General features: G+C 58.8%; 18 protein-coding genes. 12 read left to right on the top strand and 6 right to left on the bottom strand.

Translation table 11 applies throughout. From position 1 onward, the window contains the following. The first annotated feature begins 13 nt into the window (after positions 1 to 13). The 3 genes from WC683_03255 to WC683_03245 are packed head-to-tail and all read left to right on the top strand — an operon-like array spanning position 14 to position 3635. Complete coding sequence (locus tag WC683_03255; protein MFA4971606.1) at positions 14 to 2284, top strand: xanthine dehydrogenase family protein molybdopterin-binding subunit; 2271 nt, start codon at positions 14 to 16, stop codon at positions 2282 to 2284. 2 nt (positions 2285 to 2286) lie between these two features. Continuing rightward, positions 2287 to 2772, top strand: coding sequence for a (2Fe-2S)-binding protein (locus tag WC683_03250; protein MFA4971605.1), 486 nt, complete (start codon positions 2287 to 2289; stop codon positions 2770 to 2772). Further along, positions 2769 to 3635, top strand: a complete 867-nt coding sequence (locus WC683_03245) for a xanthine dehydrogenase family protein subunit M (GenBank protein MFA4971604.1) — start codon at positions 2769 to 2771, stop codon at positions 3633 to 3635. Before WC683_03250 ends, WC683_03245 begins: the two co-directional genes overlap by 4 nt. On the opposite strand, the gene WC683_03240 is transcribed toward WC683_03245, so the two are convergent. Beyond that, on the bottom strand, positions 3598 to 4245 hold the full coding sequence (locus WC683_03240; GenBank protein ID MFA4971603.1) for a nucleotidyltransferase family protein: 648 nt from the start codon (positions 4243 to 4245) through the stop codon (positions 3598 to 3600). The genes WC683_03245 and WC683_03240 overlap by 38 nt on opposite strands. After that, positions 4227 to 5018 (bottom strand): xanthine dehydrogenase accessory protein XdhC, encoded by a 792-nt coding sequence (gene xdhC / locus WC683_03235; GenBank protein ID MFA4971602.1) that lies wholly within the window; start codon positions 5016 to 5018, stop codon positions 4227 to 4229. The genes WC683_03240 and xdhC overlap by 19 nt, the downstream gene beginning before the upstream one ends. Positions 5019 to 5201: 183 nt before the next feature. Between xdhC and WC683_03230 the strand changes: the two genes are divergently transcribed. Both WC683_03230 and guaD read left to right on the top strand, forming a co-directional pair. After that, complete coding sequence (locus tag WC683_03230) at positions 5202 to 5603, top strand: hypothetical protein (GenBank protein MFA4971601.1); 402 nt, start codon at positions 5202 to 5204, stop codon at positions 5601 to 5603. Positions 5604 to 5645: 42 nt separating this feature from the next. Next, positions 5646 to 6911 (top strand): guanine deaminase, encoded by a 1266-nt coding sequence (gene guaD / locus WC683_03225; protein ID MFA4971600.1) that lies wholly within the window; start codon positions 5646 to 5648, stop codon positions 6909 to 6911. Between the two features lie 11 nt (positions 6912 to 6922). On the opposite strand, the gene WC683_03220 is transcribed toward guaD, so the two are convergent. Both WC683_03220 and WC683_03215 read right to left on the bottom strand, forming a co-directional pair. Next, positions 6923 to 8020, bottom strand: a complete 1098-nt coding sequence (locus WC683_03220) for a DUF748 domain-containing protein (GenBank protein MFA4971599.1) — start codon at positions 8018 to 8020, stop codon at positions 6923 to 6925. 36 nt (positions 8021 to 8056) lie between these two features. Further along, positions 8057 to 8530 (bottom strand): (2Fe-2S)-binding protein, encoded by a 474-nt coding sequence (locus WC683_03215; GenBank protein MFA4971598.1) that lies wholly within the window; start codon positions 8528 to 8530, stop codon positions 8057 to 8059. Between the two features lie 111 nt (positions 8531 to 8641). Between WC683_03215 and WC683_03210 the strand changes: the two genes are divergently transcribed. The 3 genes from WC683_03210 to WC683_03200 all read left to right on the top strand — a co-directional run bounded on the left by WC683_03210 (position 8642) and on the right by WC683_03200 (position 11860). Continuing rightward, entirely contained in the window at positions 8642 to 9352 is a 711-nt protein-coding gene (locus WC683_03210) for a hypothetical protein (GenBank protein ID MFA4971597.1), read from the top strand. A gap of 374 nt (positions 9353 to 9726) precedes the next feature. After that, entirely contained in the window at positions 9727 to 10740 is a 1014-nt protein-coding gene (locus tag WC683_03205) for a PDDEXK nuclease domain-containing protein (protein MFA4971596.1), read from the top strand. A 49-nt stretch (positions 10741 to 10789) separates the two neighbouring features. Further along, complete coding sequence (locus WC683_03200) at positions 10790 to 11860, top strand: hypothetical protein (protein ID MFA4971595.1); 1071 nt, start codon at positions 10790 to 10792, stop codon at positions 11858 to 11860. A 29-nt stretch (positions 11861 to 11889) separates the two neighbouring features. On the opposite strand, the gene WC683_03195 is transcribed toward WC683_03200, so the two are convergent. Both WC683_03195 and WC683_03190 read right to left on the bottom strand, forming a co-directional pair. Then, positions 11890 to 14769, bottom strand: coding sequence for a DNA methyltransferase (locus WC683_03195; GenBank protein MFA4971594.1), 2880 nt, complete (start codon positions 14767 to 14769; stop codon positions 11890 to 11892). A 244-nt stretch (positions 14770 to 15013) separates the two neighbouring features. Beyond that, positions 15014 to 17266, bottom strand: coding sequence for a xanthine dehydrogenase family protein molybdopterin-binding subunit (locus WC683_03190; GenBank protein ID MFA4971593.1), 2253 nt, complete (start codon positions 17264 to 17266; stop codon positions 15014 to 15016). A gap of 251 nt (positions 17267 to 17517) precedes the next feature. On the opposite strand from WC683_03190, the gene WC683_03185 reads away from it, so the two are divergent. Genes WC683_03185 through WC683_03170 form a run of 4 tightly spaced genes read left to right on the top strand, consistent with a single transcriptional unit; the run spans position 17518 to position 21104 of the window. After that, positions 17518 to 18759 carry a PEGA domain-containing protein gene (locus tag WC683_03185; GenBank protein ID MFA4971592.1) on the top strand — a complete coding sequence of 414 codons (1242 nt, stop codon included), beginning with the start codon at positions 17518 to 17520 and terminating at the stop codon, positions 18757 to 18759. Between the two features lie 10 nt (positions 18760 to 18769). Continuing rightward, entirely contained in the window at positions 18770 to 19531 is a 762-nt protein-coding gene (locus WC683_03180; protein ID MFA4971591.1) for a hypothetical protein, read from the top strand. A gap of 9 nt (positions 19532 to 19540) precedes the next feature. Then, complete coding sequence (locus WC683_03175; protein MFA4971590.1) at positions 19541 to 19972, top strand: OmpA family protein; 432 nt, start codon at positions 19541 to 19543, stop codon at positions 19970 to 19972. A gap of 16 nt (positions 19973 to 19988) precedes the next feature. Then, positions 19989 to 21104, top strand: a complete 1116-nt coding sequence (locus WC683_03170; protein MFA4971589.1) for a hypothetical protein — start codon at positions 19989 to 19991, stop codon at positions 21102 to 21104. The last annotated feature ends 57 nt before the right edge of the window (positions 21105 to 21161 follow it).

Here is a 21161-nt window from a genome sequence, read left to right as displayed (position 1 = left end):
TTAGAACCTCCGTATGGCCGAAGTTGGACGAAGCATTCCGCGCGCCGACGCGGGGGAGAAGGTCACAGGCGCCGCCGCATACGTAGACGACATACAGATGCCCGGCATGTGGCACGGCGCGATCGTTCGCTCCGACATCCCCCGAGGCAGGGTGATATCGATCGAACTCGATCCGGCGTTCGACTGGAACCGTGTTGCGGTCGCGGGCGCAGAGGACATCCCCGGCAAAAACTGCGTGGCCATGATCCGCGAGGACCTGCCGCTCATCGTCGAAAAAGAGATAAGGCATGCGGGCGAGGCCCTCCTCCTCGTCGCGGCGCCTACCCGCGAGCTGGCCAGGGCCGCGGTCAGGGCTGTGCGCGTGGAGAGCGAGGCGCTCCGCCCGGTGCTCACGATCGACGAGGCGAAGGCGGCCAAGACGAAGATATTCGCGAAGGACAACGTCATCCATCGCTGCGACATAAAAAAAGGCGACGTCGAGGCGGCCTTGAGGAGAGCGGAGATCGTGGTGGAGGGCTCCTACGAGACCGGGCCGCAGGAACACATATACATCGAGACTCAGGGCATGATCGCGGAATGGAAAGAGGGCGGGGCCCTGTCGGTCGTGGGGTCGCTGCAGTGCCCCTACTACGTGTCGCACGCGCTCTCGGTGCTCATGGGGGTGCCGGAGGAACGGATATCGGTGCGCCAGTCCGTGGTTGGCGGCGCATTCGGCGGCAAAGAGGACTATCCGTCGATACTTGCCGGCTACTGCGCCGTGCTCTCGCGCAAGTGCGGGCATCCTGTGAAGATCGTCTATGACCGCGACGAGGACATAAGGGTCACCACCAAGCGGCATCCCTCGCGGGTGACGCACAGGACCGGGATGAAGAGGGACGGCACGCTCGTGGCGATGGACATCTCCTTCGAGCTCGACGCCGGCGCGTACGTGACGCTCACTCCGGTCGTGCTCTCGCGCGGCGCGATCCACTGCGCGGGACCGTACCGCTGCCCGAACGTTCGGGTCCGCGCCAGGGCCTTTGCCACAAACACTCCGCCCAACGGCGCGTTCCGCGGCTTCGGGGCGCCGCAGGCCTTTTTCCCGCTGGAGGTCCACATGGACCGCGTGGCAGAGGCGGCGAGGCTTTCTCCTCTTCAGTTTCGAAGGAAGAACTGCCTGAAAAAGGGGGATACGACCGCTACCGGACAGAAACTCACCGAGAGCGTCGCGGCGCTGCGCGTGCTCGAAGAGGCCGCGAAGCGTTCAAAGTTCGACAAGCGCGCTAAGGAGTCGGCCAGGCCCTGCGGCAATATCAAACGCGGGATAGGAATGGCGCTCTTCATGCACGGTGCGGGTTTCACCGGCTCCGGCGAGGCGAAGCTCAAGGGCAAGGCCTCGTTGAGGCTGGAGCAGGAGGGCAGGATCGCGATACTCACCGCATGCACCGAGATGGGGCAGGGCGCGCACACGGTGCTTCGGCAGATCGCTGCGGATCAGCTCGGCGTGGATGCGGATATTGTGACCCTGCCCACGCCCGACACCGCGTATGTCCCTGACAGCGGTCCCACCGTGGCGTCGCGCACCACCATGATCATGGGCGTCGTGCTGGGGAAATGCGCGGCGAGGATCAAAGAGGAGCTCTTCAGGTTCGCCGCAAAGGAGTTCGGAACAAAACGCGACAAGCTCTCGTTCAGCGGCAGGTATCTCGTGGATGGCCGCAAGCGCATCGCGGAGGCGGGGGAACTCATAAAGGCGTATGTCTTCAAGAAAGGCGTCCATGTCGTCACCGATGAATACGAGATGCCGCCGGGGCTCAGGTGGGACGACAAGACATATCGCGGCGACGCCTATCCCACCTATTCCTGGGGCTGCGACGTGGCGGAGGTGGAGGTGGACATGGACACCCTCGAGGTGCGCGTCCGGAAGATGTGGCTCGCGCAGGACATGGGCCGCGCCATCAACCCGGTGCTCGCGGCGGGTCAGATCGAGGGCGGCACGCTGCAGGCGCACGGCTGGGCGACCATGGAGCGCGTGGCGATGGACGCGGGGCTTGTGAAGAGCGACAGGCTGCAGACGTATATCATACCGACCGCGATCGACGCGCCCGAGATGGAGACGATCATAATCGAGGAGCCGTACAGCCTTGGGCCCATGGGTGCAAAGGGGCTGGGTGAGCTGCCGATGGACGGCGGAGCTCCTGCGATAGCGAACGCGATCTACAGCGCCACGGGCCTGCGCATGTGCAGCCTGCCGATCACGCCGGAGAAGCTGTACGAGGAGTGGAAGAAGAAGGAAGGCGAGTGACGATGTCTTCGATCATAAAAAAGATTTTTGTCAACAACACAGAGCGCATCGTCGATGCGGAGCCACAGATGCGCCTGCTCGACGTGCTCCGCGCAAGGCTCGGGCTGACCGGCACCAAGGAGGGCTGCGGCGAGGGGGAGTGCGGCGCCTGTTCGGTGCTCCTCAATGACGCTGCGGTGGACTCCTGCCTCGTGCTGTGGGGCCAGCTAGCCGACGGCGACAGGCTCGTGACCGTGGAGGGGCTGGGGAGTGCTGCGCATCTTTCGCCGCTGCAGGAATGCTTCGTGAACAAGGGCGGGGTCCAGTGCGGTTTCTGCACGCCAGGCATGCTGATCGCCGCGCAGGCGCTCTTGATCAAAAACCCGTCGCCCACGCGAAATGAGATCTCGCAGGCGATCGCGGGAAATCTCTGCCGCTGCACAGGCTATGCGAAGATCGTGGACGCGATAGAGGAGTGCGCAGCCAGGCGGAAGGGAAAGAAGAGATGAGCTTCGAATATCACAAGCCGCCCACCCTGGGCGAGGCCATGGGGCTCTTGGTGATGTACAAGGGTAAGTTCGCGGCGCTCGCCGGCGGCACCGACCTCATCGTTCAAAGGCGCACGGCCGCGCGCGAGCTCTCGGGCGTGGTCGACCTCTCCTCCATAGAGGAGCTCCGCGGCATTGCGCTCATGCCGCAGGCGGTCGAGATCGGCACGATGGAGACGCACGCGGCTATCGCGGCGAACGATGCGGTGCGGAAGCATCTGCCCGCGCTGGCGGAGGCGTGTCTCACCATAGGCGGGGCGCAGATCCAGAACAGGGGCACCATAGGCGGCAACGTGATGAATGCGTCGCCTGCCGGAGACACTCTGCCGGTGTTGCTCGCGCACGGGGCCGAATTCCTGATCAAGAACCTCGAGGGCGAGCGATGGGTTCCTGCGGACAAGTTCTTTACGGGCTACAGGAAGACCGCGGTGGAGGAGGGCGAGCTGCTCGCGCGCATCCGCATCCCCAAGTCCGACAGCAAGGAGCGCGCCGCTTACTACAAGATCGGCCAGCGCAGCGCGCAGGCGATATCAAAGGTCTCCATGTGCGTGCGCGCGAGGATCCGCCACGGCGGCATAGAGTGGATAAAGATCGCGCTGGGCAGCGTGGGCCCAGTGCCTGTGCGCGCCTCCGGCACCGAGGCGCTGCTCAAGGGGCAAGTCTTGAGCGAGGGGCTGCTAGGGAGGGCGCGCGAATCGCTCGCCGACGAGATCGCGCCCATCGACGATATGCGCTCCACGGCTCAATACAGGAAGTTCGCTGCCGGCGGGCTGATCGTGAGGTTCCTCAGGTCTGTGAGGAAAACCTCTTCCAATCATCCATAGTGTTTATGTTCCTTACGACCGATGGGCTATTGACCGGCAGGCCCATCACGTTGCACGCAGCCTTCAGTTGCGCATCCAGACGCGCCGAATCCTGGCCAGGGTCCAACGCGGCCAGGGCCTCGCAGAAGCTCTTCGAGAGATAGACAGGGTGTCCCTTTTTCCCCTCGTACTCAGGCACGACGGCCTCAAGGTGCGGATTCCTCAGAGCGGTCTCTATGAGGGCTGTCACCACCTCTGTCGGGATGCCGATCGCATCCACCGGGAGTATGATCGCGCCGCAGGCGCCCGCAGAGAGCGCATTGCGGATTCCTGCGACGAGCGACGAGAACTGTCCCTTCTCCCATTCGGAATTCACTATCAGCTCTGCGCTGAGCGCGGGGAGGGCCTTCCTTATCGTGCCTGCGTCCGCGCCCACGACCACGGCGACCCTCCTGCAGCCCGACTCCGCAAGCATGTTGCACTGGATCTCGAGCAGGGTCTTGCCCGAAGCGGTCGCAAGCAGGGCCTTTGGTTCGCCCATGCGCTGCGATGCTCCTGCTGCGAGCACTATGCCGAAAATGGAATGATCCGTGGGCTTCATGAATTCATCCTTCACAACTTGAAGTGGCATCTGCCGGTTTCAAAGTCATCCGGTTTTTCATGTAGCTGTATCAGCTGCGCAACTATCGCCACTGCGATCTCGAACGGGGTTTCAGCTCCTATGTCGAGTCCGATCGGCACGGAGACGTGCGAGATCTGTTCGTCCGTGAAACCCTCTGCCTTGTATTTTTCAGAGAAGAGCTTCCACTTGCTGCGCGAGCTTATGACGCCGAGATACCTGGACGGCTTCTTTAGGCAGTATCGCACGATTGCCTCGTCGTGCACGTGTTTGTGGGTGATGCAGACCACGTGGAGGTCCTCTGCGAACTCTATTTTGGGTAGAAAATCGCTGGGCAGCTCGTTGATCTTGTGCAACACGTCCTTGAACGCGTCGGCTGCGAGCCGATCTTCGCGCTCGTCCACGAGCGTGACCTCGAAGTTCGCTTCTGCGAGCATGGGGCAGAGTTTTTCAGCCACGTGCCCTGCGCCGAAGACCACGATGCGTTTGGGGGGCACGATCGGTTCGAGGAATATCTCCACCTCCCCGCCGCACGGCTGGATGCCCTGCTCCGTGAGATCGTATTTCTTGAGTTCCGGCGAGCGTCTTCGCAGGATCTTGCGCGCGTCATCTATCGCTTGGTGCTCGACTCCGCCGCCGCCGACTGTGCCGAAGCTCTCGCTTGCGGTCACGATCATCTTCGCGCCTGCGTGCCTGGGCGCCGAACCCTTCACTTTGACCACAGTGGCAAGGCAATAAGGGATCTTGGATTTCCTGAGTTCATTAGATTTGTTATCTACGTCCATAGTCCCCCTCTTTGTAAGGAGTCATAACATATGTGGCGCCAGGCTCCAATTCATTGACGCCCTTATCATTTCGAAAATCAGCCAAGCTTGTAACATCCCGATTTATAAGGTTAAATTATCATCAAAAACTGGCATCCATTTTGCTCATTTATCTCTTCGTCGGCCTGTCCGATCGGAGGGGATATGGGAAGGCTGTATTCTCCTGTAGTCATTATCATCATTATCATGCTCATCGCCGGTTCTGTCGAGGCGCTCGACCAGGCGCAGGGGAGCATCAGGATCGAACCGTTGCCTGAGCAGACGGGCGACATGTCCAGCGCAGTGGTCGCGGAGGAGTATAGCTGCGTGTTCGAGGCTCACGGAGGGCACGGATATGGCTATGCGTGGGGGCACAGCGTGCTGCCTGTGGGACTCATCCTTCAGATGGATGCGGAGGTGGAGGGCAAGGTCTATATCGAGGGCATCCCGGAGAAAGAGGGCAGATACGAGATCACGGTCAAGGCGACCGACGTGGTCGATTCATCGATGGGCGGCGAATTCCATTATACCCTGACCGTCTCTCCCAATCCTGCAGCTGCCGAGTGAACTGCCCTTGAATTTTCCGGGGCAGGCGCGTAGCTTCAGCGCATGGCAGAACATACGATCTTCCGAGGCCGAATAATAAATCCGCTGAGTCCTGAGAGGACGGACGACATCCGGGACGGGATGCTGTCCGTGGACGCCTCCGGCCGCATCGCATCCTGCGGCGCGTTTGATTCCAAAGCCAAAGGCCGCGTCGTCGATCTCTCGAACAGGCTCATCATCCCTGGACTTGTCGACTGTCATTCGCATATTCCGCAGCTCGACGCGCGCGGCAGGCATGGCGCCACGCTGCTCAAGTGGCTGGAGAGGTTTATTCTCCCTGCAGAGACTGCTTTCTCCGATCCAGCGGTCGTCGATGACATCGCGCGCCGTTTCTTCAAAAAACTCATCCTCAACGGCACCACGACTTCTGGCCTCTATTCCAGCGTGCACGAGGACGCGACTGACCGCTGCTTCGAGATAGCGTACGGTTCCGGCGTCCGCTGCTTCATCGGAAAGGTGATGATGGACCGGAATGCGCCGACAGTCCTCATCGAGAAGACCTCTGATTCGCTCGCAGCGAGCGAGAGGCTCTGCGCGCGCTGGCACGGCGCGTGCGACGGCAGGATCTCTTACGCATTCACGCCCAGGTTCGCGCCGACCTGCAGCATGGAGCTGATAAAGGGCGCGGCCGATCTCGCCCGCAAATCCGGCGCCTATTTCCAGAGCCACATCGCGGAGACGCTGGATGAAAATGCGCGCGTGCACGAGCTCTTCCCAAAGTACCGCGACTATGTGGAGCTATTCGAGGACGCGGGCGCGCTGGGTGAGCGCACGATACTGGCGCATGCGATCCATCTCTCTGACGATGAGTTTGCGCGCTTGGGCAAGTCGGGCACAAAGATCGCGCACTGCCCGACCTCCAACTTCTTTCTCAAGAGCGGGAATATGCCTGCGGACAAGGTCGAGTCTGCGGGGATAATCTACGGCCTCGGCACCGACGTTGGCGCCGGCACCTCGATATCGATCTTTACGGCTATGCGCCATGCCGACTACGCGCAGCCGCGCGCGGCTGTTGGCCCCAGGAAGGCCTTCTGGCTCGCCACCATGGGCGGGGCCGCCGCGATGTCCATGGAGCGAGAGATCGGCAATTTCGCTCCGGCTAAGTTCGCGGACTTCTGCGCAGTGGACCTCTCCGGTATCGATCCGAACTGCAGGCAGTCGGAGCTGGCGTGCGACGAGATACTCTCGCTGCTCATGTACCGCGGCGACAGCAGGGCGATCGAAGCTTCATATGTAGCAGGGAACAAGTTGGACGTGGACGCGATCTGAAGGGCGCGAATCTAGCGTTTGAACAGACCCTTTACTCCCTCGCCGATGGATTTTGTCTTGCTCATTATCTTTTCAGCCGGGCTCAGGAGGTCGGGTATCGCCTTGGCCTGAGCCAGTATTCCATCGCCTATGCCGGCGGAGATCTTGGAACCCACGTTGAAGTCCCCCTTTTCGATGTTGCCCTTCACCGTGACGTCCGCTTCCACGGGCGCGCGTTTTTTAAGCACAAAGGCGTTGATCAGGTCTCCCTTTATCCCGCCGCCTGCGCGTAGGTTGTAGATCGTGGCGTGATTGTTGGCCAGGAGTTCGCTCTTCTTGGAAGTGGCCTGGCTGGTGATGGAGATTGTGCCGCCGACGATCGGGAAGGGCGTGCTCCCCGCGTAGAACGAGCGGTAGTAAGTGATCGGCGAGTTGCCGATTATCGAGCGCAGCTTGAAATTGACGCCCTCTGCGAAGAGGTTCAGCCTGCCCCTCACGTTCAGCATGCCTTTGTTGTCGTCTATCTTGGCGTCGATGTTGAGTTGTGTGGGCAGTTCGTCGGGGTTGTCGTTCGGCCGTATGTCGCTCACCTGCATATTGAGCTTGGTGAGCCTCAACCTGTGGCCTTCGGACTTGTCGACGTATGCGATCTCTCCGTCGCGGATCTTGACCGAATCGATCCTGACCTCCCACTCATCCGCCTTGTCCTCATCGGCCTCGGTCTTGGCCTTCTCCTCGTCCGCCCCAAGGTCGAGCGCATCCCAGTTGAAGTCGGTCTTCGTTTCCTTGATGACGTTGATCTTCGGATTCACGAGCACGATCTTGCGCGCATGGATCGTCTTTACCAGCAGATCGCGGGGCGAGAGCGCAACGCGCAGGGCGTCGGCCTTTGCGAGGATGTGCTCGTCATCCTCCTTGCCGGCTGGGTATATCTTGATGTCTTTGAGCACCAGAGATGCGGAAAACAGATTGACGCCGTAGTCGCCCACGTCGATCGCAAGACCGATGATGTCGTGCCTCTGCCGCTCGATTGCATTGATGGCTCCCCTGGACGCGAGCGCGATGGTCCCGACCATGATTGCGACGAGCGCGACCGCTGAAAGGATCGTTATGATGAGCTTGTTTTTCATATTTGTCCCCATGTCGTGTCTGTGGTCGCAGCGCCCCTATTTCAGCAGCCTGGCCGCTTTTTCCACGGCCTGGAATATCTGCTGATATCCGGTGCATCTGCAGAGGTTGGCCGACAGCGCCGTCCTTATCTCCTCCCTCGTCGGATCGGGATTTGAATCTAAAAGCGCCTTTGCGGCGAGCACCATGCCGGGCGTGCAGAAGCCGCACTGTATCGCGCCGCAATCTATGAAGGCCTGCTGGATGGGGTGGAGCTTGCCGTCCTGCTCCAGCCCCTCGATCGTCGTGATATGCGGCGAGTCGTGGGCGATTTCGCCGATCTTGATGCGGCACGACCTCCGCGGCTTGCCGTCGATGAGGACTGTGCATGCGCCGCAGGCGCCTATTCCGCAGCCGCGCTTTGCGCCGGTGAGGCCGAGGTCCTCCCTGATTATGTCGAGCAGGGTCCGCCCCGGCGGGCAAGAGATGTCCACCTGTTTGCCGTTTACTATTATTCTGTATGAGCCCGTCATCGTCTCCTCGAACGGAATATTCTCTAATAATTATAGCGCGATAATGAAAGCAAAAATTTTTCAGCTGATTTGCCTTTTGCCTTTGCCCCATGATCGGGTAAAATCCCCCAAATGAAGGTCCTTCCGCTCCGTCTCGTGATGATAGCCGCGCTTGTCTGCGCTGCGCACTTGGCCTTGGCGCAAGAGGTGGAGCCTCTGTCCGGACAGGAAGAGGCTGCGGTTGTCCCGGCCGGAGATCGGTGGCAGCAGGTCATATCAGAGGAGGGTAGGTTCAGGGTCGAGATGCCGGCCCTCCCCACGTTCAAGACCAGGACCAGGGAATACGCGGTCGGCGAGATCGAGGAGAACTCCTACGAGCTTGAGACAAAGGACGGCGTTTTCGCCGTCGAGTACACCGATCTTCCGAGGATTGTGCTGATGTTCGGCCGCGGCATCATCTACAGGATGGCCAAACGGAACTTCCTCAGGGAGAACCATGCCCGCGAGGTCGATTGCGCTGATTTCGATCTCGGGCCGTTCGAAGGCAGGGAGCTCCTCTTCAAGGTGGAGGACGAGGGCAAGGCGCCGGCGCGCGCCGGCGTGGCGCGCTTCGTGCTGGCGGGCAAGAGGCTCTATGTCGTCATGGCAGAGGCAAAGGGAAAAACCATGGACGTGGGATCTATGGGGTTTTTCCTTGATTCGTTCGAGATTGTGGCGGGCGTCTCGGGCAGGAGGATGCATAAGTACCGCGAGATGCAGCAGGAGACGCTCTCGCCGGAGACCTTGCCTGCGAAGATTGCGCCCAAGTCAGTAGTACCCCCTGATGAACTCATAACAAAGTGAAGCAATAGGGGACGGTATTTTCTGTAGACGGGGCGGACCGTGGACACCCCTCTCGCTACGGTTCCTCGACTCAGACGCCGTCTCGTCACCTGCGCATTCGGCGCCGCAGCATTGTAGGCTTGGAAAGCGGCGCCTCCTGACGCCGCTCGCGGGATATCCCCGGCCCGCCCCATCAAGCGGTACCCAACGCCATACTCGACAAACACTCCAAAAAGGAAAAGCAGATGGTTGGCGCAGTAATTGCATTAACTGAAGATCGGTTTTCTTAACAAACAGTAAAACAAAGGGAATTCCGCCATGTGGATGCCGAAAACACTGCAGGGGTGCTGCGAAACGCTGCAGTTGTATACGCGGGGATAGATCTAGGAGGTTTTATGACAAACCTTGTTCCACGTGATTATGGCGGGCTCCTCCGGTCTATAAAGGATCGAATTCGAGCTGCACAATACGCGGCGCTGAAAGCCGTGAACAGACAGCTTATTGAGCTCTACTGGGATATCGGCCGCATGATTGTTGAGAGGCAGCGGGGCAGGACATGGGGAAAGGCGATCGTGGAGCGACTTGCGAAGGATCTGCGGAACGAATTTTCAGGCGCCAGAGGTTTTTCGGCCTCTAACCTATGGAGAATGAAGGTTTTTTATGAAACTTATACCAAAAGCCCAAAACTCGCGCCATTGGCGCGAGAAATTGCCTGGTTCCATAACGTCATCATCATGGAGCGGTGCAAGGATGAGGCGGAGCGGACGTTTTACCTCATGATGACGCGAAGGCATGGCTGGTCCAAAAATATCCTCATCCATCAAATAGAGAACCAGAGTTTTCAGAAATACCTCGCCAATCAGACGAATTTTGAAAAGGCCCTCCCTGTGGAGACGCGGGTTCAGGCAGGGCTTGCGGTTCAAGACGAATACACCTTCGATTTTCTGGGGATTGGCGATGAGCATGACGAGCGCGAGCTGGAGTGCGCTATTCTCTCAAAGGTCGAAGCGTTTCTCAGAGAGATGGGCGGGATATTCTCATTCATCGGCAGCCAGTACCGGCTGGAGGTCGGCGAAAAGGAGTATTTTATCGATCTGTTGTTATTTCATCGGACGCTCAAGTGTCTTGTGGCCTTGGAACTCAAGGTCGGAGAGTTCATGCCGGAATATGTGGGCAAGATGCAGTTCTATCTTGCGGCGCTCGATGATCTCGTGCGCATGCCCGACGAAGGCTCCTCCATCGGCATCATCCTGTGCAAGTCAAAAGACAGGATGATCGTCGAATATGCGCTTCGCGAGTCGAAGAAGCCGATCGGCGTAGCGACGTACAGGGTTGTCTCAAAATTGCCGCGCAAGTATAAGGATTTGATGCCTGTCCCAGAACGAATTGCAGCTCTAATTATGCCTTGATAATGCATTCGGTCACTGCAATAAATCATAAGGCTAACGGGAGAACGTCGTGCCTTATAAATGCGTATATTGTGGCGTTGTCCAAGAAGCTCCTTTTAAGAGGGAGCATGTGATTCCTCGTGGCATTGGGACATTCAGGGACGAAGGTGGTAATGAGTTCATTTTGACAGATAAAGTGTGCTCCATTTGCAATAATGAATTAGGTATTTGCGAGGGCGAGCTATGTTATGCAGGTCCAGAAGCGATGTTCAGACGGATGGCAGGAATAAAGGGACGAAGCAGAAAGGAAAAAAACAATCCATTTTACTCCAATCGTTATTCAAGAGAACCTATAAGGCTTGAAGGGAGATTTAGGGATTCAGATTTTCCAGCTCTGTTTGAGATCGATCCGCACACGGGTTTAATGAGGGACTGCTCTCAGATGGTATTTATTAATCCGACTTCTGGGCAATGGGAGCATATACGGCTTGAGAAGGGCATGAAAAAAGAGGACCTTGTTGCGGAGATTAAAAGAAAGGCTGGGCGAACTGATATTGAATTTAATATCCTTTATGACGAAAAACTTGATGTGGGCTGGTTGAAGCCCCTTTTAGGCGATGATTACAATAGAATTACATTAGTTAAGGAAGGGCAAGCCGATTATCATGAAAAAATTGATACGACGGGTATTTTTACGATAACTGAGAAGCATCATAGGGCAATTGCTAAGATTGCATTTAATTATATGATGGTTCAGAGAGTCTGTGGTATTTCCGGATACGAATACGAATTTGAGGCTGTTAGAAACTTTATTCGATATGGCAAGGGTCATCCGAATGATTTTGTCAGACTTACAAATGAACACGTGCTCGAAAATGCTGATATTGGGTGGCGGCCAGGCGAGTATGGTCATATAGTGACGTGCAGTGTTAATAAAATTGTCTATTCATGCGTACACTTATTCACCGGTAAACTTTCACATGGAACATATAAGGTGAGGCTTGGGAGATCTCCTTATACGTTGATTCAATGTTCTGACACGGTTGCGCATTGGTTCAGAATTACATCAAGACCGAAGGATGACAAAGATAGTGGCGAGATTATACCCGTAACAGTTATACGCCATGTAAAGAGGCCATGATAAATGAATGTTACGACAAGTGTTTGTTTTTAGTTATCATGCATTCGCACGTAATCTTCAGTTACAAACTCCGAGGGGTCATCCACAATGGCAGGGAGGCCGGGGCCCTGGACAGGCTTGCCTTCGGATTCACGCTCGGCGACCTCGTGATTGAGACCTAGGAGGAAGGCGAGGATGTCGTCACCAGGCTTCATGCCGTAGACATTGCGTACTGCGGCGTCGAGCTCATCTTGAGCGTCCCGTAGCGCATTGTTGCCCGGCAAGTCCAGCGTGCGGTAGAGGTCGCGCAAACACCAGTTATTTTCAGCCATAATCCTTCGCCTGAGCGCGCGGAGTTCGAACGCGGCTTTAGCGATCGCACGGACCTGTTTTATCGTGGGTGCCTGGGGCCAGGGAAAGCTGTTGAACACGGTCTCTGATGTATATCGAAAATCACCTTTAAGGGTCGAACAACGTTCTTTAAACCATACCCAGTGTATTGCTGATTGCAAGATGCCGAAGGAATAGTCGTCAGGGAGAGGGAAGACCTGCAGGGCATCATTCGGATGGATGGTGCTTGAAATAAATTCAAATATCGGGCGCTTTGTGACTCGTCCGCAGGTAATGTATCGATTGATGTTTCTGATTTTGATGATGAGTTCTTCTCTCGCGTATGAAAGCAACCACCATTTGTTCAAAAAGTTAGCGTGATGGTGATTGACCTTTGCCCTTGGATTGTCGGCAAGCGCCTTGTGATTTCGTGATTCTTCTTTCGCAGCAGCCTCTTGACGGTCGGGCAGCACAATTTCTTCGATGCGTGAAAAAAGCTTTCCATAACTCTTGGCTTGAAAGATATCTCGTGGATGAAAGTCGATGACATAACGCCGTGGCAATGCGGCAATATTTGACAGCATTTCATCAGCGGTAAGGTAGGGGGAGAGGATCTCTTTGAGAGAGGGATCTGCGGCGATCATTGTTCGAGCTTCGTCCTCAGGGAGCAGAAATCCCTCATGTCCGTGTGTCTGACCCTGGTAACAGGCTGATGATTCCGCGTTGCATCTCAATGTCTCGGCGCCTGTCACATCCGCATGGCTGGAGAGCGATGAATTGATGGAATCGAGTCTCTCAACTCTCCAGGGGCTGTCGATATTGTCACCTAATTGCGTGAAGAGCTTTTTCTTTCCCTTCTCACGGCCTTTTACCCAATTGACTATCGAGACATGGACCGCTGAGTCGCCGGACCAGACCTGGGTGGCGACTGCCTCCGTGATCGTACCGCCGTTTTCCACTATGTAGTCGAGCCCGCTTTTGCGGGAATAGGTCTGACTTATGGTGTTGGTGCCCACGAGGCCAGCCCTTCCACCCTCCGCGAGCTCGTCATGCGCACGCCGGAACCAATACACGCAATAATCGGCCCGTCCGGACATCTCGGGGTATTTCTCGCGTATTCGATTCACATAGTCCCGGCCAAACTCCTGTTGCATCTTGTTCTTTGACTGATAGGGCGGATTGCCGATGATCGCATTTGCCCTCGGCCACGTGCAGAAGAGGGCATCGTCGCAACGTATGTTGTCGTCTAGGTTGTCAAGGGGGAGAGGGTGATCAAAATGGAAACTGTCCTGGCCGGAGCGCTGCCGCTTCTGCGCCTCTGCCACTGCAAGTTCTTTTGCCAGCATGAGCGTGACCTTGGCCAACTCCACGGCAAAGGAACTGATGTCGATGCCGTAGAACTGCCTGGTGCTGACGAGTGAGGTCATGGAGGCGCTGTCGCGGAACTTTTTGCCGAAGGATTTCCGGATTGTCGCCAGTACATCCATTTCAAGGCGCTTGAGCTCGCGATAGGCGACATAGAGAAAGTTGCCACATCCGCATGCGGGATCCAGCATAATGAAGGCGTGGAGGTCGCGAAGGATGTCGTTGAAATCCTTGATCGTCTTTGCAGCCGCGATGCGCGATTGCCACGGCCGCACGATAGTTGGCAGCACAATCTTCTGGATGTCTGCTTCGCTGGTGAAATGCGCCCCGAGGGCGTGTCGCCGTTTCTGGTCCATGCTGCTCTGAAAGAGGGTGCCGAAGATGGGCGGCTGGACTTTGGACCAGTTTTCCAACGCCGCTTCGATGAGAAGTTCGATTTCATCATTCCTGAGTTCAATAGGCTGACATTCGCGGAAGAGTCCTCCGTTGAAGTATTCGACATCCTTGTAGCGACCACCGCTTGCCGATACCTGGGTGCCCATCTGTCGGAAGAGACCGCCGAGAAGATCGTAGGAATGACCGCTGTTGCGGCAATCATAAAGCAGTTCCGTGAAGATGCCGCGTGGCAGGAGATCAAAGTCCTCGGCAAACATGGTGAGGACACACTGGAGGATGAAGCGCTGCGCCTTCTCACGTTCTTCGCCGCGGGCAATGAGGGCGTTGAACGCCGAGGCGACCTTGTCGGCTGCTACGCGCGTGACAGCGACGAGATCGTTGCCAAAGAGCGGTTTTCCGCCCTCGGGGAAGAGGAAATTGAGGGCCGTATAACGATCCGCAAGTTCTTCAATATTCAGCCTGTCGACAGGATCTTCGATCTGGGCGTCGAAATCGTAGATCCAGAATTCATCAAAATTGCAGAGAATGACATAGCGAGGACGATGGGGAACGAGCTGCAACCAGTATTCAAAGGCCTGACGATAATGATCTTCCAGATCTTCACCACGGCTCTTCATCTCCATGAGGAGAAGGGGCTTCCACAGGAGATCTGCGTATTTTGTCGTGCCGCCTTTTGCTTTGACGCGGTACTCTAAGGTGGCGCCTGCTTCCTTGTAGCCTGCATGACCGAAGGCCTGAAAGAGGCGATCACAGAAGACCTGAGCCTCGCCCTTCTCGTCACCCTTCAGGGATCGCCAGTAATCTATGAACTCCCTGATTTTTGAGACTGTTTCACTCAATCGCTTGCCTCCGAGCGACTAAGCTAATGGTAAAAGCTTATCGGGTCAACCTTCAAACAGTTCTGCGGTAAGGGGTTAACCTGCGGTTGGCTTCGGGTGGCGCCGGATCGGGGGACCCCCATTTGACGCCAGCAGCCGCGGAAAGTCATTCGCATAGACTCTGTGATTGAGTGCGGCGATGCCGCAAATGGGGGTGATCCGCCGACAGGACCCGAAGCCACCATGTTGCTCCGGGTTCATGCCCCTATCTTTTCAACACATCGAGGATCTTTTCGGGCGTGATCGGGAGTGAGAGGATGCGCCTGCCGGTGGCGTAATATATCGCGTTCGCCACGGCCGCCCCCATGAGCTCGTTGGTCGGTTCTCCGAGCGATTTCGCACCGTACGGCCCGTCCGGGTCCGGGTTCTCCACCAGTATCGCCGTCATCTCGGGCGCGTCGGTCGAGCGCGGGATGCGGTAGGTGTTTAGGTTCGTGTTCTGTATGATGCCGTCCTTGTGGACGATCTCCTCTTTGAGGGCGAAGCCCAGTCCCATAACGATTCCGCCTAGCACCTGTCCTGCGGCCATCTGCGGGTTTATCGTCTTTCCCACGTCGTGCGCCGCGACCACGCGCAGGACAGAGACCCTGCCTGTCGCGGGATCGACCGTGAGCTCGCACGCCTGGCAGCCGTAGACGTATGTGAAGTAGGCGTTCCCCTGGCCGTTCCTCTCGTCGAAGCCGACTTCAGGGCCCCGGTAGATGCCGAGCGCGTGCAGATACATCCTTCGATTGTGGCATTCCGCCACGGCCTTGTCGAAGAGGACCTCCTTCTTGCGTTCCGGGTTTCTGATCATGCCGTTCTTGTAGATGTATCCCTTTCTCGACGGCCCGATCAGCTCGCGCACTACCGGCCGCATGTCTGATTTTATCTTCCTGCACGCGTCGATCACTGCATTGCCGCCCATGATCGTGCCGCGCGACGCGACGGTTGGGCCGCCGTCCGGTATGGAGCTCGTGTCCGTGTCGATGAAGACCACGCGGCCGGGTCCGATGCCCAGTTCTTCGCAGAGGATCGCCGCCATCGCGGTCTTGAGCCCCTGTCCGTTCTCCGAGACCCCCACTTCGAGCAACGCGGAGCCGTCCTGCTGCACGTTCACGATCGCGGAGCAGAAGTCGTTGCCCTCCGCGCCGAGCGAGACCCCCCTGAAGCTGCACGCGAATCCCGCGCCGTAGAGGAGCCCGTCGCTGCGCGTCCTCCCCCTGGAGGAGGCCCTGAATTTGCCGTTCCATCCGAACTCCGAGAGGGCGCGTTCGGCTACCTCCGCGATCGCGACCTTGTGCCTCGAGAGCTTCTGGCCGGTGTGCGTGGCGGAGTTCTGCCTGAAGAAGTTTCTCTTCCTGAATTCGTACGGATCGAGGTTTGCCGCCTCGGCGCAGATGTCGATGAACGACTCGCAGGCGAAGACGTGCTGCGGGGATCCGAATCCGCGCATCGCGCCGGTGAAGGTGTTGTTCGTGTAGACCGCGCGCGAGTCGCACTTCACGGCCGGTACGGCGTAGGGTCCTGCGCACTGGACCGTGGGCCTCCAGATGACGAACGGCGAGGTGGAGCAGATGGGACCCGAATCCGCGGTGATGTCTATCTCCATCGCGGTGAGCTTGCCTTCGTTGTCCATGCCCGCCCTGTAGGAGAGCTCCATCGGGTGGCGCTTGTACGATTCCCGGATCGACTCTTCGCGCGTGTATGTGATCTTGATCGGCCGACCGGTCTTTATGGCCAGAATCGCAGCGCGCGCGCAGACCACGGAGATGGTGTCGTCCTTGCCGCCGAAGCCTCCGCCGAGCGTCGTCTGCACGATGCGCACGCGCGAGAGCGCGTGTCCCGTGGCCGCGGCGACGAAACGGCGCGTGGTAAATGGGTGTTGCATGCCGCCGTAGACGACAAGCGATCCATCCGGCTCAGGCGCCGCCACGCAGGACTCAGGCTCCAGATACGCGTGCTCGACAAACGATGTCGCGAACTTCGCATCGACCAATAGGGCGCTTTTTTTGAGCGCAGGGGCGGTCTTCCCCTTCCTTATCTTGAACGAGGTTACGACGTTTCCCCGCCCTTCGTGCATCCGGGGCGCGTCGGGCCTGAGGGCTTCTTCAGGTGAGAATATCGGCTTGAGCAATTCGTAATCGACTTCGATGAGCGAGGCCGCTTCTCGCGCGGCGTCCGCGCTCTCGGCCGCGACCATGGCGATCACGTCGCCCATGTATCTGACGCGATCTTTCGCCATGACCTGCTGGTCGGCGATGATCCCGCCCACGAGATTCGAGCCGGGCACGTCGCGCGCGGTGATCGCCGCGGCTACTCCGGGATATGCGAGTGCCTTCTCCGTGCGCACGGCCTTTATCCTCGCTGACGGATGGGATGAATGGAGCGGCGCGGCGTGGAGCATGTTGTGAAAGACCAGGTCGTCCGCGTACCTGGCCTTTCCGGTAACCTTCTCGTGGGCGTCGATGCGCTTCATGGGTGAGCAGTGTAATGATCGAAGAGGATCGAAGTCAACCGACTGCTGTGATTTCGGCACAGGTGTATCGATTCGCTGCACCCGGCGCAGGACAGAGGCTTTGCGATCAGCGTCCCCCGCACGGGCTGATCCGAGAAATTGACGCGTGAATACCGCCGGTTGTCTCGATGCCGGCCTCGTTATGGGAAAAGTTGGCACGTCGATTGCTTATATCCGACGACATGCCCTTCCCAAAGGCGGTCCAAAGATCGATGGCAATCTTGAGCGCAGCGCTCGTCATGGCGCAGCCGGCCCTCTGCTCGGCCGGGGCGCAGCGCTCGGTGGCCGTACAGGCGATTGCGGATGACGATTCGGACGATGCCAGCAGGGAGATCGCGCGCGAGATCTCTGATGCGCTGAGGGCCTCTACCTCGCACCATATCGTCGACTCCGATCTTGCGGCCGGAGTCGCGGCCTACCAGGAGCCGTCTGCCGCCTCATTGCCGGACGCCGCTGTCCTCATAAGCGCGGCCAAGGACCATTATTTCAACTTCAGATACGACGACGCGAACCAGTCCCTGGAGCGCGCCATCACGCTGCTTAAGGCCGATGGGGGCGCGGCCGATGCAAACGCGCTTTTGCTCGATGCGTACGTCTCCAAGGCGCTGATCGCGAACTCGCGCGGGAAGAAGACCCCTGCGCGCGAGGCGCTGGACAGGGCTATGCAGATAAACCCCATGCTCAGGATGACCGCGGACGATTATCCGCCCAGCATGATCTCTCTCTACGAAGAGGTGAGGGCGTCGCGCGCAGGGCTGCCCGCCGGCTCGCTCTTCGTCCGCAGCATCCCGGAGGGCGCGGAGGTGTTCCTCAACGGCATATCGCAGGGGATATCGCCGCTCGCGCTCGAGGGGCTGCCCGCAGGGAATTACTCGCTTGCGCTCAGGGCCAACCGATACGCCAGGGTCGAGAGGAGCGTCGCCATAGCCGCAGGCATAAGGACGCAGGTGAAGCAAAGGCTCAAGTGGGCGAAGGAGGGAAACGGTCCCGACGGAGGCGCTGCCCACGGCGAGGCCTCTGCGGCGGTGCGCGACGGAATACGCATAGCGGATGCGCTCAAGATCGAGCGGGCCGTGCTCATAGATGCGGATGCGGCCGGCGAAGGCTCTTGGGACGTGACTGCGCGCACGATCGATCGGACGCTTCGCGCGGGAAGCCGGCCGCTCAGGATCGAGGGGCTGGGCGCTGACGAACGAAGCGCGGCGCTGGCAAAACTCGTGAAAGGGATTTCGGGCCAGATCGATCTCGACATGGCCCGGGACCCTGCCGCCAGCATCTATCCTCAGGGCGAGGCCGACGCGATCGTCCTGGCGAAGCGAAAGAAGCCGCTTGCGCGCAGGCCGCTGTTCTGGGGCGCTGTCGGCGTCGCGGCCGCCGGGGCGATAGTCGGCGGCATCCTGGCTGCGATGTCGGGCGGAGCGAAGACAGGGGAGATAAAGGTGACCTTCAAATGAGGGCGATCATATGACCATCGAAGAGATGAAGAGGATCATCGCGTTGCTCGCGCTGCTGGCGCTGGCGGGTTGCGGCGCGGGCGAGTTTTCCGGCGCCGGCGGGGGCATGCTGGCTGTCAGGGTGAGGCATGCCGCGAGCTTTAACCCAAACATAGAGCACGGCCGCATAGAGATGTATCGCGTGACCGTCGACGGCGAGGGGATGGAGCGGCCGATCGTGGCGACCTTCGACGGCAACGCTGAAGAGGGGATAGTGAGCGGCGTGCCCACCGGCGATAACAGGACCGTGGCGGTGGAGGCCGTCAATCCGAACGACGCGGTCATACGCGCGGGCGAGGCCTTTGGCGTGAAGGTGAATGGAGGTGTTACCGAGGTCCCGGTGGACATGGAGGCGGTGCCGATATTCACCAACATCGCTTCCGGAAACACGATCGACAACACGAGGCTCGTGTTCAAACTCTTCTCAGACCCGTCGAATCCCGTCGAGGTGCTCGAATATGAGGGCGATGAGCAGACAGCTCTGGTCGACGCGTCCACGAATCTCTCTGAGATATACCTGGATCAGTCCACCGGATTGGGAAAGTTCGCGCCGTTGCCGATACGACCGGGAAAGAGGGAGTTCGAGGTGAGGGACATGCTCACCGGCCGTTCGCACAGGGCGATCGTGCTCATGATCGATGGGACGCACCGCAGGCCCGCGCCGTTGGTGAGCACGACGGCGGTAGGCGAAGGGTTGTCGGGCTGCAGCGCGCCGTGGTGTGCTGCTTTGTGAGGAGGTGCTGTGAAGAACGTCATAATTACATCGTCTCTCGTCCTTATCTGCGCAGCCGGATGCGCCTCAACGGATAACGTGAAAGCCGCGACAGCGACCGCTGTCCGGACGATGCCGACGGAGCGGGTCCATTTTCCTACGGCCGGCAGGGCGGTGCTCGAAGAGGACCTTCCGAAGATCTCAAATAACGCAAGGTGGCTGGAGGAGAACCCCGGCGCGATCGTGGTCATAGAGGGCCACTGCGACGAGAGGGGCGGGCGTGAATACAATATGGAGTTGGGCGACCGAAGGGCCCGCTGGGTCATGGGCAGGCTCGCGGAGGAGGGGGTCGAGGGTTCGAGGCTCATCGTGATTTCAAAGGGTGAGTCGGAGCCCCTGGAGCCGGGACGCGGCCCGCGCGCATTGGAGAAGAACAGGCGAGTGGAGTTTGTGCTCAGATAACCAAAGGAGGTTTGAGATGAAGTCGTTCATGAGGATGGCGGTCGTGCTGGCCCTGTTTGCGCTGCCCGCGCTTGTTTCCGCCGAGCAGCCCTCTGTGCCGCAGGTGTTGGGCTTTCACTCGGTCATCCGCGACGAGGGAGGCAACCCGATTGCGGACGGCGAGCGGAACGTGGCGTTCAGGATCAAGGATGCGCAGGGCCTTGCGGTGTACGAGGAGACGCAGGGTGTGGCCTCGGTGGATGGCCAGATCTCCGCGCTGATCGGCAACGGGCTCGATGCGAACGGCGCGCCCACGGGCGGCGTTCCGCTGGAGGCGATAGATCCGGTAGTCGGGCGCTATCTCGAGGTGGAGGTCGAGGGATATTCGCCGATCTCAGACATGGAACTCGCCTCTGTGCCGTACTCGAGCTATGCGCAGGTGGCGCTCGGGGCTGTGGACAAGAGCGTAGGCTTCGAGGCGCTTGCCGACGGGGCTGTGGACGAGATCGCGAAAGCGATCACCGGCGGCGCAGGCAAGGAGGCCATAGTCCTGAGGGAAGAGCTGGACACGATCTACAGCGGCCAGGACTCCGCTTCGTATATCGGCGTTGCACCCGCCGGGCTCAGCTATTCGACCTCCACGGACCTGCAGAACGTGCTGGGCGACCTGGACGGCGCCATCGCGACGAACTCGCAGGGCATAGCGAACGAGGCCGGCCTTCGCGCGAGCGGCGATTCGCAGAGGATATCGAGGTCCGGCGATACGATGAACGGCACGCTCACCATGAACGCCGGCATCGTGATGGCCGACGGTCAGACCGTCGACGGCTACGACGTCGGAAATGAGTTTGCGGCGCTGAACTCGCGCACCGCGAATTTCGGCAGGATAATCTGGGGCAGCGTTACCGGAGGCGTGACCCCTTCGATCATAGGGCCGAACGTAAGCGTCTCATACGTCAGCGCGGGCACCTACAGGATCAATTTCAATTCGCCCATGCCCTCGGAGCAGTATGCGTTGATCGCATCGACCAGGGCAGGCACTTCGGAGACTCCGGGGGTGCCCAGGATATATGAGAAGTCCGCAAGCGGGTTCACGGCTCAGATCCCGGGCGCGGTCTCGAACAACTTCGACTTTGCAGCGATAGGCATGTGACTCGAATTCCCTCTCTCTCCGAAGTTCGCGGTTGCTTTTGCCGGTGTTTCCGCTAGG

This window comes from bacterium (assembly GCA_041648665.1).
In the GTDB taxonomy this organism is placed as follows: domain Bacteria; phylum UBA10199; class UBA10199; order 2-02-FULL-44-16; family JAAZCA01; genus JAFGMW01.
The sequence above is the reverse complement of the archived record's forward strand: the minus strand, read 5'-3'. Positions and strand labels throughout refer to the sequence as shown.

Coding starts and splice junctions, on each gene's coding strand:
- WC683_03255 (MFA4971606.1), top strand. CDS start 14: ATGGCCGAAGTTGGACGAAGCATTCCGCGCGCCGACGCGGGGGAGAAG.
- WC683_03250 (MFA4971605.1), top strand. CDS start 2,287: ATGTCTTCGATCATAAAAAAGATTTTTGTCAACAACACAGAGCGCATC.
- WC683_03245 (MFA4971604.1), top strand. CDS start 2,769: ATGAGCTTCGAATATCACAAGCCGCCCACCCTGGGCGAGGCCATGGGG.
- WC683_03240 (MFA4971603.1), bottom strand. CDS start 4,245: ATGCCACTTCAAGTTGTGAAGGATGAATTCATGAAGCCCACGGATCAT.
- xdhC (MFA4971602.1), bottom strand. CDS start 5,018: ATGGACGTAGATAACAAATCTAATGAACTCAGGAAATCCAAGATCCCT.
- WC683_03230 (MFA4971601.1), top strand. CDS start 5,202: ATGGGAAGGCTGTATTCTCCTGTAGTCATTATCATCATTATCATGCTC.
- guaD (MFA4971600.1), top strand. CDS start 5,646: ATGGCAGAACATACGATCTTCCGAGGCCGAATAATAAATCCGCTGAGT.
- WC683_03220 (MFA4971599.1), bottom strand. CDS start 8,020: ATGAAAAACAAGCTCATCATAACGATCCTTTCAGCGGTCGCGCTCGTC.
- WC683_03215 (MFA4971598.1), bottom strand. CDS start 8,530: ATGACGGGCTCATACAGAATAATAGTAAACGGCAAACAGGTGGACATC.
- WC683_03210 (MFA4971597.1), top strand. CDS start 8,642: ATGAAGGTCCTTCCGCTCCGTCTCGTGATGATAGCCGCGCTTGTCTGC.
- WC683_03205 (MFA4971596.1), top strand. CDS start 9,727: ATGACAAACCTTGTTCCACGTGATTATGGCGGGCTCCTCCGGTCTATA.
- WC683_03190 (MFA4971593.1), bottom strand. CDS start 17,266: ATGAAGCGCATCGACGCCCACGAGAAGGTTACCGGAAAGGCCAGGTAC.
- WC683_03185 (MFA4971592.1), top strand. CDS start 17,518: ATGGCAATCTTGAGCGCAGCGCTCGTCATGGCGCAGCCGGCCCTCTGC.
- WC683_03180 (MFA4971591.1), top strand. CDS start 18,770: ATGACCATCGAAGAGATGAAGAGGATCATCGCGTTGCTCGCGCTGCTG.
- WC683_03170 (MFA4971589.1), top strand. CDS start 19,989: ATGAAGTCGTTCATGAGGATGGCGGTCGTGCTGGCCCTGTTTGCGCTG.